Annotated in this window: 21 protein-coding genes; 8 read left to right on the forward strand and 13 right to left on the reverse strand. The window is 61.9% G+C overall.

Going from position 1 to position 24853, the window contains the following annotated elements:
• Window positions 1-43 precede the first annotated feature (43 nt).
• The gene (locus CH305_RS00685) at window positions 44-1783 is read right to left on the reverse strand and encodes a tetratricopeptide repeat protein (RefSeq protein ID WP_094702039.1); all 1740 of its coding nucleotides are present in this window, start codon (window positions 1781-1783) and stop codon (window positions 44-46) included.
• A 278-nt stretch (window positions 1784-2061) separates the two neighbouring features.
• Window positions 2062-2826, reverse strand: a complete 765-nt coding sequence (locus tag CH305_RS00690) for a hypothetical protein (protein WP_094702091.1) — start codon at window positions 2824-2826, stop codon at window positions 2062-2064.
• A 681-nt stretch (window positions 2827-3507) separates the two neighbouring features.
• Here CH305_RS00690 and CH305_RS00695 point away from each other — a divergent pair.
• The 3 genes from CH305_RS00695 to CH305_RS00705 are packed head-to-tail and all read left to right on the forward strand — an operon-like array spanning window position 3508 to window position 5899.
• Window positions 3508-4260, forward strand: coding sequence for a hypothetical protein (locus tag CH305_RS00695; protein ID WP_094702041.1), 753 nt, complete (start codon window positions 3508-3510; stop codon window positions 4258-4260).
• Entirely contained in the window at window positions 4257-5003 is a 747-nt protein-coding gene (locus CH305_RS00700) for a DUF2510 domain-containing protein (RefSeq protein WP_094702043.1), read from the forward strand. Before CH305_RS00695 ends, CH305_RS00700 begins: the two co-directional genes overlap by 4 nt.
• Window positions 5000-5899, forward strand: coding sequence for a hypothetical protein (locus tag CH305_RS00705; RefSeq protein ID WP_094702045.1), 900 nt, complete (start codon window positions 5000-5002; stop codon window positions 5897-5899). The genes CH305_RS00700 and CH305_RS00705 overlap by 4 nt, the downstream gene beginning before the upstream one ends.
• 31 nt (window positions 5900-5930) lie before the next feature.
• On the opposite strand, the gene CH305_RS00710 is transcribed toward CH305_RS00705, so the two are convergent.
• From CH305_RS00710 to CH305_RS00735, 6 genes are all read right to left on the reverse strand, one after another.
• Window positions 5931-7295: a hypothetical protein gene (locus CH305_RS00710; RefSeq protein ID WP_094702047.1), complete on the reverse strand. Its 1365-nt coding sequence runs from the start codon at window positions 7293-7295 to the stop codon at window positions 5931-5933.
• 278 nt (window positions 7296-7573) lie between these two features.
• Window positions 7574-8440 (reverse strand): zeta toxin family protein, encoded by an 867-nt coding sequence (locus tag CH305_RS00715; protein WP_094702049.1) that lies wholly within the window; start codon window positions 8438-8440, stop codon window positions 7574-7576.
• Window positions 8437-8916: a winged helix-turn-helix domain-containing protein gene (locus tag CH305_RS00720; protein WP_256983425.1), complete on the reverse strand. Its 480-nt coding sequence runs from the start codon at window positions 8914-8916 to the stop codon at window positions 8437-8439. The genes CH305_RS00715 and CH305_RS00720 overlap by 4 nt, the downstream gene beginning before the upstream one ends.
• Before the next feature lie 233 nt (window positions 8917-9149).
• Window positions 9150-10199, reverse strand: coding sequence for a DUF4238 domain-containing protein (locus tag CH305_RS00725; RefSeq protein ID WP_094702051.1), 1050 nt, complete (start codon window positions 10197-10199; stop codon window positions 9150-9152).
• A 370-nt stretch (window positions 10200-10569) separates the two neighbouring features.
• Window positions 10570-12975, reverse strand: a complete 2406-nt coding sequence (locus CH305_RS00730; RefSeq protein WP_094702053.1) for a hypothetical protein — start codon at window positions 12973-12975, stop codon at window positions 10570-10572.
• Between the two features lie 429 nt (window positions 12976-13404).
• A complete protein-coding gene (locus CH305_RS00735; RefSeq protein ID WP_143545218.1) occupies window positions 13405-13887 on the reverse strand; it encodes a hypothetical protein in 483 nt (160 codons plus the stop codon).
• A 1836-nt stretch (window positions 13888-15723) separates the two neighbouring features.
• Here CH305_RS00735 and CH305_RS00745 point away from each other — a divergent pair.
• Entirely contained in the window at window positions 15724-16059 is a 336-nt protein-coding gene (locus CH305_RS00745; protein ID WP_094702057.1) for a response regulator transcription factor, read from the forward strand.
• Window positions 16060-16564: 505 nt separating this feature from the next.
• On the opposite strand, the gene CH305_RS00750 is transcribed toward CH305_RS00745, so the two are convergent.
• Window positions 16565-16864 carry a helix-turn-helix domain-containing protein gene (locus CH305_RS00750; RefSeq protein ID WP_230596333.1) on the reverse strand — a complete coding sequence of 100 codons (300 nt, stop codon included), beginning with the start codon at window positions 16862-16864 and terminating at the stop codon, window positions 16565-16567.
• Between the two features lie 336 nt (window positions 16865-17200).
• The gene (locus CH305_RS00755) at window positions 17201-18061 is read right to left on the reverse strand and encodes an AraC family transcriptional regulator (protein WP_256983427.1); all 861 of its coding nucleotides are present in this window, start codon (window positions 18059-18061) and stop codon (window positions 17201-17203) included.
• Between the two features lie 121 nt (window positions 18062-18182).
• Between CH305_RS00755 and CH305_RS00760 the strand changes: the two genes are divergently transcribed.
• Window positions 18183-18881, forward strand: coding sequence for a TetR/AcrR family transcriptional regulator (locus CH305_RS00760; protein ID WP_094702061.1), 699 nt, complete (start codon window positions 18183-18185; stop codon window positions 18879-18881).
• Here the strand turns inward: CH305_RS00760 and CH305_RS00765 are convergent.
• The 3 genes from CH305_RS00765 to CH305_RS00775 form a co-directional block, all read right to left on the reverse strand.
• A complete protein-coding gene (locus CH305_RS00765; RefSeq protein ID WP_143545219.1) occupies window positions 18871-19545 on the reverse strand; it encodes a winged helix-turn-helix transcriptional regulator in 675 nt (224 codons plus the stop codon). The genes CH305_RS00760 and CH305_RS00765 overlap by 11 nt on opposite strands.
• A gap of 84 nt (window positions 19546-19629) precedes the next feature.
• The gene (locus CH305_RS00770; protein ID WP_037192480.1) at window positions 19630-21102 is read right to left on the reverse strand and encodes an amidase; all 1473 of its coding nucleotides are present in this window, start codon (window positions 21100-21102) and stop codon (window positions 19630-19632) included.
• Window positions 21102-21962 carry an SDR family NAD(P)-dependent oxidoreductase gene (locus CH305_RS00775; RefSeq protein ID WP_037192482.1) on the reverse strand — a complete coding sequence of 287 codons (861 nt, stop codon included), beginning with the start codon at window positions 21960-21962 and terminating at the stop codon, window positions 21102-21104. Before CH305_RS00775 ends, CH305_RS00770 begins: the two co-directional genes overlap by 1 nt.
• 123 nt (window positions 21963-22085) lie before the next feature.
• On the opposite strand from CH305_RS00775, the gene CH305_RS00780 reads away from it, so the two are divergent.
• The 3 genes from CH305_RS00780 (at window position 22086) to CH305_RS00790 (ending at window position 24545) form a co-directional block, all read left to right on the forward strand.
• Entirely contained in the window at window positions 22086-22820 is a 735-nt protein-coding gene (locus CH305_RS00780; RefSeq protein ID WP_230596334.1) for a hypothetical protein, read from the forward strand.
• Between the two features lie 99 nt (window positions 22821-22919).
• Window positions 22920-24104 carry an NADH:flavin oxidoreductase/NADH oxidase family protein gene (locus CH305_RS00785; protein ID WP_218828559.1) on the forward strand — a complete coding sequence of 395 codons (1185 nt, stop codon included), beginning with the start codon at window positions 22920-22922 and terminating at the stop codon, window positions 24102-24104.
• Between the two features lie 48 nt (window positions 24105-24152).
• A complete protein-coding gene (locus CH305_RS00790; protein ID WP_094702067.1) occupies window positions 24153-24545 on the forward strand; it encodes a PaaI family thioesterase in 393 nt (130 codons plus the stop codon).
• Window positions 24546-24853: the final 308 nt, after the last annotated feature.

The following is a 24853-nucleotide window of genomic DNA, read 5'->3' on the forward strand; positions in this document are numbered from 1 at the left end:
GCGGCCGAGGCCGCGCTGGAACTTTCCTTCGCCGAGTACGCACTTACGTATCCCGTACGCCCCACCCATAGTGGTAGAGAGTGCGGCGGGACTCCAAGGTGTCCGGGTGCTCGTCACCCAACAGCCGCTCACGATCAGCGAGGATTTGCTTGAACATTCTGACCGCATCTCTCCGCCGCCCCGACCAAAAGTAGGCACTGGCGAGATTGTCGCGGCACCTCAGAGTGTCCGGATGCTCGGCACCCAACAACCGCTCACGATCAGCCAGGATCCTCTCGTACAGTCCGGCCGCTTTCAGGTTGTTCGTATAGGCGTGGGCGAGATTTTCGCGGGACTTCACGGTATCCGGATGGTCGTCGCCCAACACCCGCTCACGATCAGCGAGGATCCTCTCGAACTGTTCAATCGCTTCATCTGTCCGCCCCGCCGACCAGTAGGCGTCCGCCAGATTCTTGCGGAATGTCAAAGTATGCGCGTGCTCGGCACCGAACTGCCGCTCCAGGTCTACGAGCGTCCGCTCAAACAATGAAATCACCTCACCCGTCTGCCCTGCAGACTCGTAGGCAAACGCAAGATTCTCGCGGAAGGCCAAGCTGCGGGGGTGCTCGCCGCCCAGCAGCCGCTCACGGTCGTCGAGGGTCCGCTCAAGTGCAATGATGTGCGGCAGTAGATTTCGCCAGACCGGCCAGCTGCCCGGCTTCTTATGGTCGGGCAGAGCGCGCCACATCGCGTCTATTGCGGTGGCGTGAGCGCGTTCGATCGCGACGCCGTCGCGGTGAGGGTCCAGCGGATCCGGGGTGCGGGAAACTGCTTGCACCAGCCGATGGATCGACACCGACTCACCGGCCGGATCTGCGGTGATCATGTTGTAAGCCAACAGCATCCCGATGGCAGCGTCACCACGGGCTTGATCGGTCTCGTCGCGACAAAGGGTGAGCGGAACGTTGTCGGGCGCGTACCAGGCAAGGATGCGGAGCAGTTCCACTGCGTAGGGCTCAGTCTCGGCGATGCGGTCCAACGTGACACACCAGATCCGAGTAATTGTGCGTTCGGCATCGGTGCCAGTGGCAGCGCAGTCCAGGGTCGGGCCGGGTTGGTCGTTGAGTAACTGCAGGTAGGCGCGCGGTGTGGTGAACCGCTGATGCGCCAGATACGCCCCGGCCTGATTGATTGCGAGAGGAAGGTAGCCCAACGCCTCACATAAGTCTGCGGCTCCGTCCAGGTTGCGAGGTCCGGCGGCGGTGACCAATCCAGTCAACAGCTCCTCGGCGTCGTCTGCATCGAGAACATCCAACGAGATCACCGCCGCATCGGACGGCCACAACATCGACAATCGACCGGTGACAATGATTCGCCCACCGCGAGCCCGCGCCCGGACTACAGCGATGTCCGCCGGGTTCTCCACGTTGTCGAGGATCAGCAACCACCCAGTGTGAGTGCCCAGCCACTGCAATCCGCGCTCGACCAAGGCCTCGACGGTCAGCACCTCGGCCAAAGCGGGCTGCAGCCGAGTCGCGAACGCTGCCAGACCCTGCTCGACACCGGCGCGGGAGTCCGCTCGGATCCAGACGACGAGGCCCAATCCGTGCGCGCGGGTACCCGCCCAGTAAGCGGCGAGACTGGACTTGCCGACCCCACCGAGCCCGTGCACGGCCGCCACCACAACCGTCCGGCCGCTCGTGAGCGCGTCGTCGAGCCTCGCCAACTCCACTTCCCGCCCCACGAACCGGTCAGGCCACGACTCCAGATTGCCCATTCCCGGTGGCGTAACGATCTCCGACATCGGGTGGAACGCTTCCGGTGGAAGTTGCACCACCCGTGTGGTGGAGGTAATCGCGGTAGTGAAATCACCACCGACATCGACGTGCTGGGCCGAGAACGAGACCGGGGCACGACAGAGACGGCCTCCACGCCTCTCAACGGCCCTACGGGCCTTCTTTGCGACCCGGGTATGGCCGGGTGCAGGAAATTGGCTTGACAGAACCGCTGGGGGTCACTAGCGCCTCCTCGGAAACGAAGGGGTGGCCGCAGACATCGAGTCGCCCGTTCCGTTCGTCGTTGTCAGTCCCAACTGTTGGTGCTCTTGAGGTAGTCGGAATTCAGGTAGTAGACCTTGCGCTCGCGTAGGTCCGACGTCCATCTGTCTTCCGCGACCCGGGTGATCTCACTCCGGGCGAGGCGTAGAGCTTCCAGCTCTTTCATACCCCGCTGCCAGGTGTCGTCTTTGACGAGAAAGTCTTTTCGGTCCGACGCCGAAACGTGGGCCCCCACGCTGTCCTCTCTGCCGGCGAGAACTAGCCGCAAGCACAGGTACACGTACAAGGCGCGCGCGGACATCACGCAGATCCATCCCTTGGACCAGAGTTCGATCGGGATGGTGATGTAGGGCGCTTGTTTCGGCTCGGGCAGATGGACAACGGTGAATTTGAACCCGCGGCCCCGTTCAGGGGTGCGGGTAATCCAGCCGTTCTCGTCGGGGGCACCGCGCTTCTCCAGTGCTTTCATCGCTCGTTTGACTCGCCGGGTGCCTGGTCCTGCGATGGGGTCGGCGGGATTGAGTTCCTCGTAGCCGAGAAGCTCCGCCCAGTAGTGATCCGGAATTACTCGATACAGCTCGTGTGGATCTTTACGGGTCAGCAAGACCAGCGTCAGATACACCTTGAACGCGACCTCACCCTCCGAGAAGAGCCTCGACAGAGGCGTCGACGGTTGCCCCGCTTTCGCAACCCGCGCGAACTCCGCCGACAGCTGCACGGTCGACCTCCGGCCCGACTGTTTGACAGCCTTCTCCAACAGGTGCTTCGCCGTTGGGGTCACTGTTCCCATGTGTCGCCTCCAAGCCATCTTCTCGGTTGCTACCATCTCAGCGGTCTCGACTGGACTAGTGGAGTAATGCAGTAATGGGGTGAGAGCTCCATGCAAATCCCCAGTTAGATACGCAATACTAGTCTGCTCAAATGGTCCTGACAACCAGCCAATGCAGTTCTCTGAGACGGCTAATACGGTAGCTTCTTTCCGCTATAGCGGGCTACTCTAGACGCTGACATGGTGGGTCGCACCCCCTTGTGCCCGGCCGCAAATCGGGACCATCATGGTGAGTACCGAGAGGGCAGAGCGCGCCGAGTTCCACCCTCCTGAATAAACCGAGAAAGGAGGAGGATCTCGCAATGCGTGGTGTACGACTCACGATCAAATGGGCCCGCGGGTCCATCTCGATCACGCTCGAGCCTCACTAGCTCAGGTCCATGTCGGAAACGGCGTGGACCTCAGCAACATGCTCGAACACCGCACGGACCGTGCGGACGCGTGACCTGACGTTGTGGGGACCGGCCCGCCGAAACCGGGCCGGTCCCCACACTCAGTGTCTCGCAACTACCGCCGACATACGAAACCCAATTCACTCCGCCGACGCCGTGCCGTGCCGCCAGCGGCCTGCGATCATCTGCGCGACGTGGTTCGTGTCCGGGAACTACCGTACGACCGAACCGACTGACGTACTTTGTCCAGATGGACCGGCATCGCTCAGACATCGGTTCAGTACCACCGATTCCTGCTGATCTCGAGGATCAGCTCCGCGGCACATTCGTCCCACAGAGGGCGTTCCACTACCCGGCCGCGCGTTGGTCCACGTGGCTCAACAACCTGGACGGGATCGACGAGGCCCTCGGGACGCTGCCGGCCGCGCTCGACCGGTCCATCGCGGCTGAACGAATCGACGAGCTGCTTCAAGGCGACAAGACCGCGGCAGCGTTCGTCGTCGCGATGATGTGGGGCCACGGCTCGTCTGGATACGGCCCCTTCCGCACCGCCCGAATCTTAGCCGGAGCCGCCGATCCTGCCGGTGAACCACTCTCCCCCAAGGCGCTCGAAAAGCTCACGCGCTCAGTCGACATTGCGCAGAACAGCGGCGCGGTCTCGGGATACCGGTACCTGAACAACGACGGAAGAATCACCGGGCTCGGCCCGGCGTTCTTCACGAAATGGTTGTACTTCGTCACCGCCCGCGGCAATCCAACCTCTCCACACGCCGCTCCCGTGCTCGACGCCCTGGTCATCGAGTGGTTGCGCCGACACGCGCACGTCCGGATCCGCGCCGGCCGCACCGCGGACTACGCCGCCTACCTCGACCACCTCACCGCATGGGGCACGGCAACCGGCCACACACCGGTCGACGTCGAAGAACGGATCTTCCGCCTCATCCGTAACGACGGAACACCCCACGACAGCATCACCGAGAACGACGAACGGACACCCCGATGACCAGCCCCACACCCCCGCCCGGATGGCACCCAGACCCGAGCGAACCAGGACTGATCAGGTACTGGGACGGAACACAATGGACCGAACACACCCAACCCGCCACCGAGCCGACAGCAGAGGAACCAGCGCCCACCGGTGCCGCTGAACCCGACCAGCCCGATCGGGCAGGCGTACCCCGCGCGGTCAAGATCATCGGCGGCATCGTCGCCGCGTTCGTCGTGATCGGCGTGCTCGCTGCCATCTTCGGCGAGGACGAGCCCGCCGACGACCCTCAGGCCGCTGCTCCGTCCACCACATCGAGCGCCGCGGCACAAGAAACGTCCACGCTCACCCCGTCGACAACCACACCGCCGGCCACCACCACCGTCCCGCCGACCACGACCACCTCAGCTATGGCCGCAGCTCCCCCGAAGTACACTTCCGACCCCCGATGCGCACCCGCGAATCAGTCCCTCGTGGATCTGGTCTCCTCCGGCTTCTCCGAATCAGGCCTGACCCTGACCAACGGCACCGTCATCGACGCCGGCGACTACACCTACATCGGAGGAACCACCCTTGCCGCCACAGGTGGTGTCGAGAACCGATCCGATGTCTGGGTAATCGCCAACGGCACCGTCTACTCCTCCACCGGAGGAGCCCGAAACACCACCAGCTGGCCGCGAGCCAGCTCCGAGTTGGACGTATCCCCCGGCGACCCCGACGTTCAGGCCGTCGACGCCTGCGTCGTGGACCTAACCCGATGACGCCGCCCTCAGGAGACGCTCCAGGGTCGGCCGAGAGCATTCTGCAACTGCCTCCGGACCAGAGCCAGGTGTGGACGCGAAACACCTACCTGGTTCGAGCCTGCGAGCTCGTCCTGACCCGCACGGTCGATCCCGTACCGAACAGCGCCCTCGATCGGGTCGACGCCATCTATCACTGGGAGAAGGTTTCTGTCTGGACGCGTAGTTACCTGCTCTCCTCGGCCGAGAACCTGTCACTGTGGGCCGATCTGGTGGCACCCTATGAATTCGTCCCCGGTGCCGTGAACAGAGTGCGGACGCGGCCGTATCTGCTGCTCGCGCGGTCCGGACTCGAAGCGGCCGCTCACGCCCTCTGGATCCTCGATCTCACATCTTTCGAGGAGTGCGTACAACGACACGTCCGGCTCATGCACCACGACTTCAAAATGCACAAGAAAGCACTGGTAGCCAGAAAGAGTGATCCAAGCCGAATCGAGCAACGGATCACCGATCTCGTATCCCGCGCAGCCAATCTCACGTTCGGGACCACACCGACGCGCAAGCCGCCCGGCTATGAAGATCTGGTGCGCGGCGCTGCGGAGTCCACAGGCAGCGACCCGAACGAGTGGGCGTACCTGTGGAACGCAGCCAGTGGAGCCGGCCACGGACAAAACTGGTTCGGCCTCGAAGGCTTCGACCTGGTCCCCACCGAGGAGTACGAACCAGGTCATTTTCGGACCACCTCGATTCCGGACCCCATCTACATCACAGATACCGTCGACGCTGCGACTCACGCTTTGCTGCGAGGAACAATGCGATGGCTGGAGCTGGGTGGCCACGACGAAAAGATGATCGGTGCAGTGGCACCGGAAATATTCGCCAAAATGCCGAAGACATCCGACGATCTGGGCTCCTAGGGCGGTTGAACCAGCCGCACGTCGAGACCTATCACGGGTCGATTGTGATGTGGTGCCTTGTGAACATTCGATCGAAGAAATCGGCAAACATAAGCATCGGCCGCTCTCGGTCCGGTAACTCGTAACCCCCGAACCGGTACACGGTGTAGTTGCGTAGCTGCATCTCACGGTCGTACTGGGTGTTCCGGGCATAGCGAGCGGGCGACGGTTGACCTGCCTCGTCGGTGTAGTGGCTGCTGCCATCGACCTCGAGGACAATGCGCTGATTGTTCGGGCCGAGGATCAAGAAATCCATTCGCTGTCCGAGCAAGGCTCTAGCCCCTCGCTCTCGAATGGTCTTCGGGTCCCAGTGCATCCACACTTCAGGCAACAGTGCAGGCACGGAACCGATCCGGTCCCAATAGAGCTTGTGGTAGATCCAGAACAGATAGCTCTGCGGAGGTGACGATTCCGGAATGGACGCAGCGAGTCGGTCATACAGGGGCCGCGGGGCCACCTCGACGTCGATCCCCGGGGTCTTCGCGCCCCACCATCTACGCAGCGCGTCGAAGCGCAGCCCGTCTATCCCGATCGGTGCGTCGTATACAAGTGCGTCGTGCGCATCCACGATCTCGATCTCACCGGCCACCGCATCACTGACACGCAGATCGGGCTTGCTCGAGGAGGCGAAGATGACGGTCTTCGGCCGCGATGACGGCGTCAGGGTGGATGCCAGGCGATAAACGGGATAGCCGCCGGATCTATCTACCTCACGCAACTCCAGGCTCGCCTTCCTGAGCACAGGGTTGACTAGTGACACCACACGTTCCTGATTCTCTTCCGTCGGAAGAGCGGCATGGGAGACAACCTGCTCCAAGAAACCGACGAACCGCTTGTCGACGGTCTCGAACGCACCCAACCGGTCGAGCAACATCTCCCACGACCAGTCCCCCGGGTTCTGGAAGACGTGCTGCTGGATCTGCTTGCGTACCGAGGGCGGACCACCGAAGAAGTCACCGAACACATCGTCACCTCCAAGCACCCACCATCTATCGAGCAGCGCCTCGAAACGGTCCTGGTCATGCAGAAAGTCCTCGATGGGCACCGCCGCTGTCACCTCGCGTCGAGTGCGTTCTTCGATCACGAGACCGTCGTTCCTCCAGAGAACGTCCTGCAGCCCGTTGCGCTGCGTCGCGGACGGCTGCATGTGGTCCAGAACCCATGCAGCAGCGTCTTCCAACGCGCTCGGGGTCAACGTCTCCACCAGGATCCGCACACGCTCGGCTTTCGTCGCAACCTCCTCGCTGGGCCCAACCAGCCCCATCTTCTCGAACCGGGTGGTGATGTCTTTGTGGGTGCCGGCGACGAGGAGATCGGACAGCAGCGGCCGCAAGGTCTCGACGTCCAAATCGCTCATTTTCCGATTCTCTCGCATGCGAACCCGATCGAAGTGAACTCGGTCCTAGCCCAATCCGGGCCCGGCTTGCTCACCTGCGTGAGCGCTCATACCCCTCACAAGTGGCGAACGACGCCCCGTCGAGTGCAACGAGGACCTGCCCAGGCACAAGAATCATGTTCGCGAGCCCGACCGAGCACGGTGCCCAGTCCTCGAGCTACCCGCACACCAAACCTGGGCCGTGACATAACCGCAGGTAAACACTCCACACACAAATCCGGCGCATCCAGGCACTGGCGTCAGCCCTGGCTTTTGTATTTTCTCTCGTGAAGCACTGCAGGGCCTGTTGACGGATCAGTTCGGAGTATCAGAACGTCGACGGTGTCGATAGCTCCGTGCTGGGCCAGCTCATAGATCCGGAGTGCATGTCGGCTGCACCGTGTCAGCTGCTCACCCGGATCGTAAGCAGTGTCTATCGCCGCTGGTGGGGTGAACCGCCCACCCAAGTCGTGGTCACCTCGTTTCCACTGCTCACGCCCGGACCACCACCGTGACGTGGCCTGCCTGTGGGCTGTCTCGGCGGTGACCTCGAGACCGAGGACCTGCAACTGCGTGTAGTCGGAGTCCGCGAGTTGGTCGAACACCGTCTGTTCGTATCCGGGGTACGAGAGGGTTCCCTCGATCACGATGTTCTCGCGCCGCCGGAGGCAGTGGCGACGAATACCTTCGATGACGGCTGTCGATTCTCGGTGCACCAATGCCGCGAGTTCCATCGGTGCCACCTTGTGCCCGTCAGCCAACGAGCGGCCCAACAGGTCGTCGTAGATGCCGTCTGCGAGAGCTTGCTCGACGAGATAGACCTTGACGATGTCCGCGTCGAGGACACGGTAATGACCCAGGTCGGGGATACGTTCAGCGAGGACCGTGGATTTACCGGCCCCCGGCACACCAGCGGTGACGATCGCCGACCGCCCTTCACGCGGCGGATCCTGCAACCCCAGATAGCGCTTTCGAACGCTTCGGAGAAACCGCCCACGGTTACGGGAGTCGAAGCGGTACCGTTCCGCAGTGTTGCCGGGCGCATCGGTGTGCAGCAACCCGCCCTGCGCGCACAGAGCAGCGAGCTGCTGCGCGACTTCCTCGCGCAGTAGGTCCGAGTCGTTCACTGCTGAACGTTCGACCCGTCGGTCAGCTTGAGCTGGCGGTCGGAAAGCCGATCGAACTCGTCCTGATAAATCAGATCGTTGTAGTACGCGTCCTCGATCTGGTCCCAGTCTCCGGTGATGTACGCATCGGTGGCCACGCCCCCGACCGTCGGCACCACACCGAAGGTGTACCGCCAATTCAACAACGCGGCCATCATCTCGGCCCTGGTGATCTCACCTGCGACACACCGATCGATCACCTCCGCCGGCGTCTCCCGCACAACATCCGGATCGACCGAGCACCGCTGAAGCGCCCGTGTCACGGTCGCCTGAGACATCGTCCCAAGTAGCTCACTGATGATCTTGTGCGACACCCCGCTCCTGCTGGCAGCGACAATTTCGCGGTACCGGCGGCGCTCACCGAGACGCTCCAGCGCCCCACGCTGACGCAAGCGGTCCACCACCGACGACTCGCCTCGCGTATCCAGATCCATCATGCCCACCACCTCGGACGATTCATTATGAATTGATAATACTCCGGTGCACACCCCGTGCACACCCCATGCCCAGGCTTCAGCCGGGAGTTACCGGCACCGGCGACCACGAACCTGACCGGACGGCTGTGCCAGCAGCCCTGAGTGCATCGAAGCAACCAAGATCTGCTCTGCGCGCTGTTTGCTCCCCACCGCTTTGCTGCAAAATGGATGTTCCTCAGGAATTTTGCTTCAGTTTAGGTGTATTCGCACATGGCTGGGGCCTCTGAGTGAAGGCCTCGGTCGCACAGAACTACGTCTGGACCGACAGAGAACCCTTCAGCCTGTTCCACACAGCAGCCCGGGGGCTCGAGGTATTTGTGCTGCGGTGTGTACTGCGAGCACCGTAGTCGCATCTGCGTACGACGATTGAACAGTTTGGTCTTCGGCAGCCGGTCCCTCTGCTCGGGCGGGGCGAAAATCCAGCGCTCTCGCCCTTGTTCGATCGACTTTTTCAGCAGACCACGGTCCTTGGGAGCCGCCTGTCGAATCACTGCCTTCTCGCCCGAGGGTGCGTTCGTCAGCGCGACCACGCGGTAGGGGCTCACGGGCCAGAGGATGTATGGAGCTGCCATCAGGGCGGGTCTCTTGTTGTTCAGGAAAGGCACCAGAACGGGTGTGTCGCATGTCCAGAACCGGCCTTCAGGGTCGTCCCACACCTCGATAGACCGGGTTGTCATGACGTCGGCTGATTGCCACATGCTGTTGAACAGCAGCTCGGTATGAATACCAGCGACCCGGTACGGGTCCATGGGGTCACTCATGGACTCGAACTGTTTCGGGTTCTGCGCGACGAGCCAGGCGTCATGCTGTAGTCGGAGGCGACGCTGTTGAGCAGTTCGCATCCTCTGCACGGCAACAGTAACGCCGAGGCCGATCAGGTCGTCGAATTCGAGCTCGTCAGGATCCTGTAGGTTCTCGAACAACGCTTGCACGCGGGCCAATTCCATGTCCGCGACAGAGAACATCGACTCAACTCTGTTGTGTGCCTGAGCATCTGGTCCGACCACTCGGTAGAAGTTCTCACCCACACATACATCGTTGACCGACAATGCCCGCACTTCGCCGGTAATGGTGTCCAGGTTCCAAATGCGCCGCTTCAGCTTCCCAAAGCCCCACCTTTTCAGGTACGTCCGCGGTACGTAATGGTGCCGCCTGCTGATGGGGTCCGGCTGGTTCTGCGTCTCTAATAGCCGGTCCATGTACGACCGCGATCGTCCATCGAGCGCTGCGCCGCCCGCGGTCATCGGAACGCGTCCCCAAGGGTTTCTGTGGCGACTCACAACTTGCCACTCGGGCAAAGTTGGCACGTACGGCGGACTCGTGAACTGACGTCGGCTGACCTCCGGCTCATTGGCATCCGTCACAATCGTTGCCAGCTTTCTTCTTCGAGGCTTGAGTGCAGGCGAGCCGGGGTCTGGTTCTAGACGAGGTTTACTGTCCCGACGTTATAGGCAACGTCGGGCCCAATGTTCTTAACGCTGCATTGGGCTCCTCGACTGATCTGCCCCAACCGCAAAACCAAGCGACGTCCCAACGCTATCGGTAGCGGGTGTCCATTTCCTCTGCGCGTCTATCTGCCTGCAGCGCGAACTACGGCGAGCACTAATTCTTACGTCAAACGATGGTTCGACTAATCTGTACGTCATCCATTTGATATCCAGCTAAATACGCCAGGGCTTCCTTGGCGGTCCCCGCCTGCAGACCGGACGGGGGTACGGAAGGGCCAAATGCTCTACGGAACAACTCGTCCGCATCTGCCGGGTGAGCTCCGTCCAAGATCTTTACGATCACGTCTTCCGCGTTGCCGGGCATGTACGTGAATGCCACCAGCGGTGGTATACGACGATCCATACCGTTGAAGACCGCTACACGGAGAGATTGCTCAGGGCGGGTTCCGCGATGTTCACCAATCGTGATTTGCTCGGACAGGATTTTTGCGAGTTCCATTTCTCGAACATGCGCTGTTGAGATGTAACGTTCTAATGTGTCATCCAACGGTATCTCGACTGGTGCCTGGTGTGCGTTGAACATCCGGGCTGTCCGCAGGAGATTGTTCAGGCGGCTGACCACAGGGTCCCTCCGCTGTCGGCGTACTGCCCCGCCAACGGAGTGAAACTGTGTGACCGTTTCGGAAGGACGAAGCGCAAGAATCTGTTCAAGTCGGGCGAAACGGTAGGGCTGTCCGAAGACCAACGAAGTGAGGTCGTTGCTTACTTCGAAGACCCGTCCGCTCCCCCTAAGCTCAATGAGATGAAAAGTTTTGTCCCGCTCGGCGAATGCCATTCCAGGTTTGCTGTCAAGCGCGTAGACAGCCCGCTCGAGTTCATCACAACTCGTCTGCAGTATTTTACGGATCAGGACCTGACGTGCTGCGTATTCACGCAGTGGCGCCGGGCGACTGTTGATCATGTAGATCTCGCCGTCGGGTCGTTTTGCGACTTGGCGGCCCGTTGCAAAGTGCACCGCACGTACGAAGCGCCAACTGGGTAGGGCGCGACTCGGATCGGTGAATAGTTTTGCGACCCGAATGCGCTGGCCGTATGACGTTCCGGTGACATTCTCGGCAATCTCGCGTGCCCGTTGTAGGTCGGAGTTGTTTCTGAATGTGGCTGCCAAACTGATTGTCTCGGTACCATAGTCGACCCATACTCCAAGCATGGGGTTAGCGGGGCCGAGGCTCGGTGGGGTTCGATATGGGAACCCTTCAACTCGCGCAATCAAGTCTATGGGTTCTGCGCTTCCGACGGACGAGACAACGTACGTGGCTTGTAGTCGAAGATCGTCGAAGTGATCACGTATGACACTTGCCGTGACACCGGGGGTCACAGCTCGACCGAGAACTGACTGCACCCTGCCGTGGAGAACGAGAGTGGAAGTGCTAGCGAAGTTGACACCTACCTCGGCGACTATGTCTGTGTCATGATTCCCTTGGATCGAGATGGGTAGTGACCTAATGAGGCCCTTTTCGATCAAGCCCGGCAGTGCGTCGATCGCATCGCCGCGGTCACATCCGAAGGCCGTGTTCGCGTAGATCAGCGCCTGTTCGGGCTGGGTCCACCTTTTTCCGTCGTCTGTACTCAGTTCGAGTTCGATAGTCGATGCCATGACCGCAAGTTCGGTCTCGGATAACTCCACCACTCGACGTAGCGCGGGGCTATCCGCTTGGCTCTGGCGCGCGAAGCGAGCAAGTTGGGAGATCGGGACAAGTAGCCTTGTGTAGAACTGACCCTCCTTCATGAATTGGTCGACCAAGGTGGAGAACGCCTCCTGGCCTACGTCTTCACGCTGACGTTGGTCGAGAACCTTGTTCCATAGAAATTTGCGGCGCTGTTCGTGGAACCAGAGGCGGCCGTCGCGTTCAACTGTCAATAGGTGTTCACGCTGGAGCGCGTCGCGAATTCTTCCCCAATCGATAGGAGACATGGAAAGGTATTCAGTGATGGAGTCTTCTGGCGGGGGGCTTACGAAGGCAGAGAGTCGCCTCGCACCTGAGTCTGCGGCACCATCCAAACGCGCTATAGAATCCACGACGGATTGAGTGAAAGCTGTTGGTGGTGTGTACTCGTCGATGCTTCCATCGTTTTGCAGCTGATTTATCAACCCCTCAATGATTAAGGGATATCCGCTGGACAGCAACATGAACTGGTCAATTATTGAATCATCCAGTTCGGCCTCTGCAATCCAAGTCGCAACGTCGTCGCGGGTAAGGCCCCCGATTCTGATCTCCCGGCTTCGAGTCGTCCGCAATCGGCTTAGGCTTACATTTGCAGCGTGGTCAGCGAGGGACCACGAGATGACGAACCGCGCCTTGCGAGGTGGGTTGTCGGTCAGGGACGCAAGGATCCGTTGGTCGGCGTCGGTGAGTCTCTGTACCTCATCGAGACTAATGATGAGCTGTAACTCTAATGCCGCGGCAACCTCGTCGCATAAACGGACCAATACTTTGACGACGTTGCCGTCGCTTCGCCGCCGCACATCGTGCTTGATTTCCTGTAGGGGATCGGTTCTGAGTCCCTTCACGAACGCCGCGATCCCCTCGCCGACGTGCTCGCCCAGTCACCCCTTTACCAGGGCCAGTAGCTCATGCGTAACTGCTTTGGCCAAACTCTTTCCAACTTCTGCTGCGACTTCCCGGCTGGCGTTTTCAAGGCGTCGCCTCAAGGAGCTCCAACCGGAAGCGTCCGTTGTTGTAGTGATGGCCTCCGCCAAGGAGTCCATCACTGCGACTTGCAGAGCACCGTCGTCGAAAGCACACGTCTGTACCGAGGGTGCGAGACGACCTCGTCGCAATTGCTCGTTCCGGTGCTCTAAGAGGATCAGGGATTTTCCTGTGCCCGAGTCCCCGCAAAGGACTACGACTGGTTCTGTTGTCGCGAGTAGCTCGAATAGTTCAGCTCTCACTCCTGTCCTCCACAAATGGCTACTTGCAGCGAACCCATCAGCTTCGCATCACCAGCGCACTCCACTTGCCGATCCTTGCCATTGCTCCGGCACTTCCGGGTCGCCGCCGAGTTCGCGGACGAGGTCAGCTTCGGCCTTCAGATCTTCCTGGAGCCCAGCCAACTCCTCGACGTCCACACCACTACGGACCCAACGTCTCCCAACGGTGATCATCTGGTCATTCAACGACCGGTAGCTCGCCACTGCCTCCTCCATGGAAGCGTCATCGGCAATCAGCCGTACGACACGCAGAAAGTGCGAGTAGCCGAGGACACCGGATGCATCGGTCGGCGAGGGAACGCCGCTCGCGACCACCAATCTCATGAAAATACCCATCTGGAACGCGAGCCGCTGCTTCACTCCCGCGCGGGAACGCTCGACCGATCCTGGGTCTGTCCACTCTTCTAGGCGTTCATCGTAGGAATCAAATTCGCGCCTCAGTACTTGAAGGTCGTTTAGCCAATTTCGGAGAAGTGTGTTTGGAGATGCCACGTGTGCCCTCGCTGTTCGGAGCCAGCCTGCGTTCTTGTATGGAGTCTACGAGTAGTTACCGACAAACCGGACGTACTCCCCCTCGTTCGGTGAGTCTGCTGCCTATAAGCCAATATCTAAATCAGCGTTTCCATTGATGGGCGCGTGCTCGCCGTGTAGAACTCTACGGAGCCGAGGCTGGCGTGGCCGGTCTGGCGCCTGATGGCGGATCCATCGGCAGCGTTGCGGGTACCTTGGGTAACGGATCCGGCCCGGAAGGAGCGTCCACCCGGCCTGGCGAGCGCGGCTGGGTCGAAGCCTGCGTGGTCAGCACGGCGACGGATAGTTGGGAGGATCGCGACCCCTGACAGCGCGGTTGCACTGAGGTTTCCATTCTTGGCGACGGCCCGGAAGAGTGGTGCTCAGGCGGCGGTGCGGGGCACTCCGCCGCGGCACACATGCCCGGCGAACGGCTCAGGTTTGCACAGTAGTCGGATTACCGACGACGTCCAACGACGTCGACCGCCGCGACGACCTGGATCCAGCGGACGTAGGCGCAGGGCGGATAAGTCTCATGAGACTCCCTGTAGGACAGGGCCTTCATCGCTCGCTTACCCTCCTCGTCGGTCTTAAACTTCCGTAGCCGGTTGTGAAGTCCGTCGTGCCATGCATGGTGACGTCGCCCCAGACGAGCTCGGACAGTTCGCGGCGGGGGTGAGCACCGGCGAACCCGAGAAGCAGGTTCGCCGAGTCGCGACGTTCCAGGACCTCGTTGGCCCGTCCGTGGCACCGCTGTCGGGCCCGTCTCGACCAGGAGCTCGATGTCGTCGACCAGAAGGGGAATCTCGCGGGGTGCGGGGCCGGTCCCCCGCCGCGGCATATTCGCGTCTGATGCCGGACAGGGTCGCGCCGGCGCGTTCGTCCACGGCCGGCGATCGGTGGCCGGTGATCCGGTGTTGGTGGTTAATCGCGGCGATCCATGTGCCGAAGGTGGCGACTGGATCGACCCGCTCCCTTGTTTCGGTCCGAGTGTCGGCCACATCGACAAGGTAAGTGGCAACAACTATCGGGTGTGCTGAAAGCGTCACGTAACCATTTGACTCGCACCAATGAAAGAAGGTCTCCACGCGGCCTCCCATTGCTGAGGCAAGACAGTGACGTGCGCAGTAGTTGTGCCGAGTCCGTGTACGCCGGTTTGTGTCCAGATGGCCCCTCACGAGGCAGTTGTGACAGCGTTGTGACACCGAACGACAAAGAGAGCCACACACAAGCGCGTGACCTGGGGAAATACTCTTTCATGGCTCAGGAGATCGGCGAACCTCGCGGATCTGAAATCCGCTGTCTCGGTTGTCCACTCAGATCCGCAGAAAACCACCCAAGTCCTCGCTACCACCCGAAAAGCACTGTCCTGGTCCGAAAATCTGGATCCATATGGACTCCAGTGCCCCCAGTCGGACTCGAACCGACACTGTGCGAATTTTAAGTCCCTGGAAGTGGATTCGCATGAACTTCAATGGACTCGATATTTGTTTATTTGCAACGGTTTTCGTACATCATTGTCCGGACGAGTCCATGTTCGATCGTACCGACTTGTGACACTCTCGTGACACCGAACTGCCGTCGACTCTCCGGCACCGGACCGTCCCGATCGGTGCCGGACAGCCATGGTATCGGGTGGACGGAGAGCGTCCTGACGCAATGATGCAGTGCGCGGACTCGTGACAACGAGACTCATCCGAGCGAAACCACATCGCCACGGAGTCAGCAGGAAAGCGCGACGACTTTGCATCAGCGCACTTCGATGTCGAACGATCGAGGACCGTCGCCGCGCACTCGATCGTCGCCACCCGCCGAGACATGGACCGTCTTCGCGAGGATATTCGACAGTTCTACACCCGACTCCGTTCTGCCGCAGCAGGAATGGACGCATCGAACGTCTCGTCCGTACTCGACTCCCTTCGGGTATTCCTCGAACCGGCCGCGGCGACGTCCGCCGCTCCACACGTGACCTCGCGCAAACGTGACGTGCTCTTGCTCGTGGCGTTGGGGCGATCCAACATCGCGATCGCCGAGGCGCTCGGACTCACCGTGTCCACAGTAAAGAGCTACATGAAGTCGATCATGGCCACGCTCGACGCTTCGACGAGATACGAAGCGGCGCACACTGCCCGGCGAGCAGGTCTGATTCTCTGACCCAATATGCACCTTCTCTCTCGTCCACGAGAACCAACGCGGTCGAGGAAAACGAGAGCGGTGATGCCTAGGGCCTTTCCGCGCACATCACCATCCTCATCGACGACACCACGGCACACTTCGCCAGCATCTGCTGCGGTAACGACGCCCCCGCCACCCGCCTTGCGTGGCGTAAACCATGACTGAACGCCAAGTTGGGACCACAAGCGAGCAACAAGGGCGTGCCCGATCTTCGGGTAGTCGGCAAGCAATCTGAAACTCCATTGCTTAACAACGTACTTCGCCCGTTGGGCGAACAATGCCACCGAGATCCCACTCTCGCGATCGAGGGTGCGAGCTCTGTATGCGCCACGCCATCGGCGGCCAACACACGATCCTCGCGCGCTTGGAAATCCCGATCTTGTCGTCGTCGATCGCACCCACTTCTCGGGCTGGGCACGGTCGGAATCAGCCATCAACTACGGTGCGGCGCGCACGAGTAACTCAACCGAACACAACCGGCCAACTACCTCAGGGGCACCGCACCAGCGGACGAACCAGCACCACCTTGGGAAAGTCTGGACAAGCTGATAGCCGAGCCCTCCAGCAGTTCCAAGCCTTTGACTGCCAACAGCAAGCGCTGCCGAGTTTCCGGTTCGTCCAACGACTTCCCAAGGATGTTGGAGATTCGAGCGAGCCTGTTGTACAGCGTTCGGCGTTGCACGTAGAGAATCTCAGCAGACTCGGTCTTGCGGCCATCCACGCTCAGAAAGGCGCGCAACGTCGGTAGAAGCGGGGTCGAGGATTGAGCATCCTTGGTCAGCAACGGACCCTCCTGAGCGGTCTGCGGACGTGGATCCTCGGTCGCGTCCTCAGGTTCCGCTCCTGAGTCGCATTCACCCTCAACACTAAACCTGTGGTTCCCGCCCTCGATCGGCATGCACGCAACGCGTCTACCTCAAGGCCTTCCATCCAGTGACGAATGGCCCTGTCCAGCACTGGGAGCCCGGGGCGACAGTGGTGAGGAGCCGCCGCAACGCGGTGGGAGGTCGAGGAGAGACGATGAACGATCAGCCGGATACGGCCGTGGTGGAGACGCTCGTGGAGCTCGCGTGTCGAGCGCCGTCGGTGCACAACAGTCAGCCGCACTCGACCGCGACCGTCACCCCGGCGATACGGAGTGATTGCGAAACGCCCTCGGCGATCGCCCGGTCCATCGAGGGAACGCGTGTAAAAAGCTGGCCACGTCACTGTAGCCGAGTTCGGCGGCAACCTCCGCCACCGTCACCGAACTGTCGAGTAGACGCACGGTGGCGCGTTCTTGCAGGAAAGCCTGGCGCAGTTCACGGAACGTGGTTCCCTCGGAACCGAGATGTCGCTTGAGGGTGCTGGTCGAAATGGCCTGCTGGCGCGCGCAATACGCGCTGTCGGTACATCTCGGATCGGCGGCGAAGAGCGCACGCACGGTGTCCGTGTACGACTTCGTGCGGCGCCCATCCACGGCTTTGTTCAATTCCGCGATGCCGAGTCGGTAGGACACCGAGTCCGAGAATCTGCAGGCCTCGTCGAGGATGGCCGCCGGCACGAAAACGAAAGGTGACGGTGCATCGAAGACGAACCGTCGAGTCATGTCGCCGAGGAAATCTGCAGCCGCGGACACCGGGACATCGAGGTGCAATTCGACATTCTGAGCCGAGCTCGCGAGCAGGTCGATGAGGCGGAGCAAACTGGCACCGCCGTAGGCGACTGCAATGCTGTTCAAGCCTGCATCGCCGGTGCGGCCCGCGAGCCCGATGGTCAACCCACGCTCGGTGTGGTGGATGTGCACAGCGAGCGCGGTCGAGATCAGAGGAAGATATTCCAGCAACTCGACGATCTCGGCAACCGACCCGGCACTGATCAGCGGAAGACTGAGCGGGCCGAAGGAGGTGGGCTGTACATATCGCGCGAACTCGACGCCGAGCCTGAACCCCTGCTCACGGTTCAGATTCGGGTACACCTCCCGGAACCACCGCAGCGGCACCTGGCCGTCCCGGGTGATCAGCTGTGTCGTTGTGACGTCCGAAACCGAAACTGACTTGTTTTAGTTGCAGGTCGCCAGCAATCTGCATTCAAGAGTGGTCACCGAACAACGAGGTGGCAGCATGGAGCGCGTAAACCCACCCAGGAAAGTTGCAGAACGTCCCTATCGAGGCGAAAGTGCATCCAAACGACGATCGGCACGGTCGGGCCGACTCACGAAAGCACTGCTGAACCTCGTCCAGGAACTCGGGATCGGCACCCTGACGGTAAGCGTGGTGTGCGAACGGGCGGGAGTGTCGAAGCGTCACTTTTACGAGCAATACGACAATCTCGACGGCCTCGCGGAAGAGGTACTCGAAAGTTCGTTCAGCGCTGCCAGCGAACGTATCGCGTCCAGCACACACCAGCCGACCGATGGCGCAAGCGGGGGGTTCATCGCGGCGGCCGTGGAGGCAATTCTCTCGACATTCGACGATGCGAGAATGGCCAAGCTGTACCTCGAAGCAGCAGTCAACCGCGGAATACGCGACGCCAAGGACCGAGCCGTCGCGAAGTTCGTCGACAGCATGCTCGGCGTCCTCACCGCAAACAGTTCACCCGACCCTCGAGCAAAACTCACCGCACACCTTCTGATCGCCGGCGCGTCCGAGGTTGTAGCGAAGTGGCTCGACGGCGACATAGCGCTGAGCCGCCGAGAGGTCGTCGCCTGTCTGGTCGCGATCGGGTCCGACGGCGCTCGGCGCATCGGCGACGGCAATTTCGGAACAGCCGCAGCCGAGATGCGGTCGAACCCGATACAATCCCGAGGGATCAGGTACTGATCGCGCGGATGTCGGCCACCGTGGTGCCGAGAACCGTCATGAGTGTGTGCACGTCACCGGTCTCATCGGCGATCTGGGCGTCGCCGTGTGCGATGGCAGAATCGAGAGTCGTTGAGTCACTGACCAGTTGGATGAACGTCGCCGTACTGCACATCAGATGCGCGCAGTCGGGATCGTCTGTGCGTCCCGAGACGACAGTCATGCGGCCGTCGTGGACGTCGATCACGAAGTCGTCACCCGACTGCACCTGGCAGGTGACATCGAGTCCATCGAGAGCATCTGCCGACACCAGTGTCGTCAGAACCAGCGCGATGACGTCCGGCCGGGGCTCCAGCGCGTCGACGCCACCCTGCATGAGTCCGAGCCCCCACATCGCCAGACCGATCACCGGCTGCCGAAGACCTTCGCCGAAATCGGTGAGCGTGTAGGCACCCGCCGCAGTCTTCTCGATCGCGCCCGCCTCACGAAGTCGATCGAGTCTGGAGGACAGCCTGTTCGGCCCTGCAGCCGCGAGACGTACCCCCAGCTCGCCGAACTTCTTCGGTCCCAGTAACAACTCCCGGACAACGAGGAGCGTCCACCGTTCACCGAGCAAGTCCATCGCAGTTGCGAGCGGACACGCCTGACCATAGGACCGCGGCGCTGCCTTGTCCTTCGTGGTCACCGTGGCCTCCTCGCAACTCGCTCGACTGTCCTTATCCTGCTCGATGCGCCCCGTGCCCGCATTCGCGCCCCGCACGATTTCCAGTCAATCGACCGGCGGACGGCGATACCCACCGAGCCTCTCGCCGAGGAGCGCGGCGAATTCGATCGTAGTGAGGTCGCCGCCCATCGGGCCCATGGCCTGCAGACCGACCGGCAGACCCGACGCCGTCTGGGTCACCGGAAACGCCGTCGCGGGTGACCCCGACACGTTGGCCACAGCGCTCCAGCGCACCTGATCCCAGTATGACCGCTCCTGTCCGTCGACTCTGTAAGGCCTGCCGAACCGGTCGACGAGCTTGCGATGATGCGGGATGGCCGCGGTGCCGGTGACAGGCATGAGCACGATGTCGTAGTTCTCGAAAAAGCGCGTCCACCGCTCACGGATCTCCATCCGTCTGCCGTCGACCTTCATCCACGCGTAGTGGGTCAAGAAGCTCCCACGCGCTGCGCGGGCCGCGTCACCCCGAGGGTTCTGCGCCATTCGAGCGCCCATTGCGCTCAGCATCGCCGGAGTGTTCTGGCTTCGGTCCAAACCGAGCTGACCGTACAGCAACGGCTCGAACACACTCTGCGACTCGGCGATCGTCACAGGCAACGACGCCGGATGCGAGTCGACGCTCGCTCCCGCATCCCGCAACGCCGCCACTGTGAGGTCGACCGCGCGACGGACGTCGGAATCGATGGGGCAGTCGGGATCCTCGGTCCACACCGCCACTCGAAAACCGCTGAGCTCCGTCGCTCGTGGCGAATCCAGTCGATAGGAGAACCCGCCGTCGCGCGCGAGGGTTCCGGTGAGGGCCTTGAGAACGGGGACGAAATCGCGGGGGTGACGGGTCTGCGCGCCGGAGCAGGCCAGGTCGGGTTCACTCCACCGCTGCACTCCGGGACCGGGCGAGATGTGGCCGACCAGCGGGACGGAACGAAAGGTCACCTTGTGTCCGTAAACGCCGTTGTAGTGCGCAGGGACCCGAGTCGACCCGCCTATCTCCGATCCGATGTCGAGCGACGTCAACCCCGCCGCGCTGGCGACCGACCCACCACCGGCGCTACCGCCCGATGTGCGACCGAGGTCCCAGGGGTTGTTGGTCGGACCGTAGAGCTTGTTGTCTGCCTGCACGTCCATGTTCCCCGCGGGCATGTTCGTCTTCCCCATGATCACCGCACCGGCCCTACGAAGCCGCGCAACGGCTTCGGCATCGACCGCGGGTACGTGATGCGCAAGATCGGTTCGGCCACAGGATGTCCGCATGCCCGCGGTCTCGTAGCTGTCCTTGATCGTGATCGGCAGACCGTGCAGCGGACCCAGTTGTGCGTCGCCGCGCGCGGCGGCCGCATCGGCGGCCGCGGCCTCCGCCAGGGCGCGCTCGGCGTCCAGTGTGATAACCGCGTTGAGACGGGTGTTGTGCTTGTCGAGCCGGGCCAGGTACATCTCGACCAGGTCGACGCTCGTCACTTCCTGCTTGCCGAGCAGCGTCAGTAGTTCGTGTGCGGGCGCGTACGCGAGATCATCGGACATCAGACTTCACTTCCTGTGCGGCGTGCCGCATCGATTCCGGACAGCAATTCGCCGATCCGGCTGTTCTTCATGAGCTTCCGGTCGGTAATAGGACCGACGACCCCACGCGCAGCGAACACTGCACGCCACCGCTTCGGGGCAATCACCGTGTGGGCGCGTCGCTGCAACCCGTCGACGACCGCCTTCGCGGCGGCCTCCGGTGAGATACGAACCAGGAGCGGTGCGGGTGAGGACTCTTCGAGTAGCCGTGTCACCTCGGGGCTCGCATCCACACCGTCCCTGATCATCGGGGTGTCCACCAGAGAGAAGTACACCGTCATCGCCGACGCACCCTGCGCGGCGAGTTCAACGGCAAGGCCCTGACCGAGTTTCTCCACGGCCGCCTTGCTCATCGCGTACGGCAGCGCGGCAGCACCGTTGATAACCGCGAACACCGAACTCACGACCACGATCTGTCCGCGACGCGCGATGATCGAATCCAGCGTTGCTGCAGCGGTATTGACCGCGCCGACAACGTTGACGGACATGACTTTCTCGAAGTCCGCAGACGCGAGCGACTGCAGGCGCCCCGGACGCCCGAGCACACCGGCATTTGCGATGGCCACATCGATGGGACCGAGCATCGAGGTCGTCTCGGCGACCGCCTCCTGTACCGATATCGGGTTTGTCACATCGGCATTGATCGCGATCGCACGACCGGCCGGCAGTTCGCCTGCCACACGGCGAGCGTTCACGAGGTCGATGTCGACGACCGCCACCCGAGCGCCCCGACGGTTCAGCTCGCGGGCGGTAGCCGCACCGACCCCCTGGCCGGAACCGGTGAGGAAGACGACTTTGTCCTTCAACGGGTAACGAATCATCCGTGAATCTCCTGTCAGAGTTGATTTCTCGGAAACGACTTCTTGGCTACTATACGAAACATATAGTAGCGTGGCGAGGGCGATGAGGCCATTACGCCGGAACCGATGAAACAGGAGCGATCAGTGCCCGAGACCCAGGACTACATCACACTCGACCACCTCAGCCGTCCGCGCGGCGGCGTACGGCGGTGGCGACGCGCGCTCCGGCGCGTGCTCGCCGATCGACCTGCAGGCCTGCGTTCGGTCCTGATCAACAACTCGAACTTCGGCACCTTCACGAAGATCCCGAAATTACTTCCCGCAAACGGGGCACTCGTCATGGCCTGGGACGACGCCGATGTCGCAGCAGCAGCATTCGCGGGACCGCTCGGCGATCTCGTCGACGAACCGGGGAGGTTCAGGGTCGACGGCGAGGTCACCCGCGTCCGCCTCGAGAATCCGGGCGACACCTGGCACGGATGGCTCCCCTGCGCCGAGGGTGCCGCTCCGATCACGCGCGACGAGCCCTTGATCGTTGTCGTCCACGGCATCCTGCATCCCCGACATCTCGGGACATTCGCCAACGACAACATCGACGCAGCGTCACGAGCGAGGCATCACCCCGGCCACCGAGGAAGCATCGACGTCGCCTCGAAGTTCCCCTTCGAGCACACGTCGATCAGCCTCTGGAAGACTCACGCATTGGCAATGGACTACGCCTACAAACCCGGTGGCCACAAGCCGGCCATGCAGCGGACGAAAGACGAGACCACCCACAAAACAGGGTTGTTCTTGCAGGTACGGCCGCTGGCGAGCTCCGGAAACCTCGGCATCAACGAACCCGCCTTCCCCAACCTCCCACCGGTCACCCGCCGCTGACTTCTCGATCGAACCGAACCGAGACAAGGAACCATTTTGACCACCTCGCTGAACGATCCGCTGACTCTTCCCTGCGGTCAGATCCTGCCGAATCGAATCATGAAGGCTGCGCTGAGTGAGGCGCTTGCCGACCGGGACCACGCTCCCGATACGCGTCTCGAAACGCTCTACTCGACGTGGAGTCGCGGCGGCTTCGGGCTGATCATCACGGGGAACGTGATGATCGACCGCGCCCAGCTCGGCGAGCCCGGCAATGTCGTGATCGAAGACGATCACGATCTCGACGCCCTGAAGCGGTGGGCCAAGACGACGCAGGACGGCGGGACCCCCATCTGGGTCCAACTCAATCATCCTGGCAGACAGTCGAATCCACTCAACGTCCGCCACACCCCGGTTGCGCCGAGTCCCATTACCCTCGACTTCCCCGGAGCGAGCACCCCACGCGAGCTGACCGGAGCCGAGATCGAGGACATCATCGAGCGATTCGCCACCGCAGCCGCGGTGTGCGAATCCGCAGGTTTCGACGGGGTGCAGATCCACGGGGCGCACGGATACCTGGTGGCGCAGTTCCTCTCACCGCGGTCGAACAAGCGCACCGACGAATGGGGTGGCGATCCCGAGCGTCGCATGCGGTTCGTGATCGAGATCGTCCGCCGCATCCGGTCCAGGGTGAGCCACGGGTTCGCCGTGGGCATCAAACTGAACTCGGCAGACTTCCAGCGTGGCGGCTACACCGAGGACGAGTCACGTGCGGTCATAACAGCTCTCGCCGGCGAAGGCATCGACCTCATCGAAGTCAGTGGCGGCAGCTACGAGCAGCCGGCGATGATGGGGTCCGCCGCAGCCAGCACTCGGGCGCGTGAGGCGTATTTCCTCGAATATGCCGGCACCGTGCGCGAACTCGCGAAGGCTGTCCCGCTCGCAGTCACCGGCGGGTTCCGCACCCGGACGGCGATGACCGCGGCGGTCGAATCGGGTGAGTGCGACATCATCGGTCTCGGGCGACCTACCGCCACCACCACCGACGCGGCAGACGCCATCCTCAGCGGCCGCACGGAAACGCTGTCCGCTAGAAGCATCCGAGCCGGACTACGCCCGGTCGTCGGCAAGCTCATCGACATCAAGTCGCTCGACGGACTGTTGGAGCTGTCCTGGCACGCCGATCAACTGCACCGCCTGGGCGCGGGCCTTCAACCCGATCTTCAGCGCGGACGCATCGCCACGCTGATCGCAATGGTGCGACGAAACGGTGCCGGAGCCTTCCGGCGGAAACGAGGCATCTGAGATGAGCAAGGAGTAAGGAGTAAGGAGTAAGTATCTCCCAACGACGTCCTGGCGACACCGCCGAGCGCGTTCGCCGCCGCCGCCGGACTGGAGGCTGAACTGGTCTCCGGCACGAAGGTGGTGGGACACATCGAACTCACCGAGGAACACTTCACGCTGTGGGGTGCGGTGCACGGTGGCGTCTACTCCACCGCGCTGGAGTCGGCCGCGAGCATCGGCGCCAGCGAGGCGGTCAAGGCACGTGGTCAATTCGCGGTAGGCGTGAACAACTCGACCGACTTCATCCGAGCCAGCACCGGTGGTCGGGTCGAGGTGGTCGCCGCACCGTTGCACCAAGGGCGGATACAACAACTCTGGCTCGTGGTAATCACGGCTGTCGACACTGGCAAGGTAGTCGCCCGCGGCCAAGTTCGACTCCAAAACGTGCCGCTACCCGATTGACCAACGACGCAGATGCGACCGGAACAAACACGGGCCCAGTATGAGGTCCGACCCAGGATTCCGCCGTTCCAATGCGAAGCTGTGTGGGGCCGCCGCTGGACGGCGCGAACGGCAAAGATTTCAGTCGACCAGTTATCGCACTTCAAGAACAAGCCTAGTTGTTCTTCCACGGAAACTCTTAGCCTCGATCCACTGACTGAGGTGATGTGTGTCCGTGGCCATGAAAAAGTACCCACTGGTGGCCAGGTCGAGGTCCCCACTGGTGGCCAACTGAAAGTCCCCACCCCGTGTTCGTCGTGTCGATCAGG

Origin of the sequence: Rhodococcus sp. 15-649-2-2 (assembly GCF_002258645.1) — a bacterium.
Classification (GTDB): domain Bacteria; phylum Actinomycetota; class Actinomycetes; order Mycobacteriales; family Mycobacteriaceae; genus Rhodococcoides.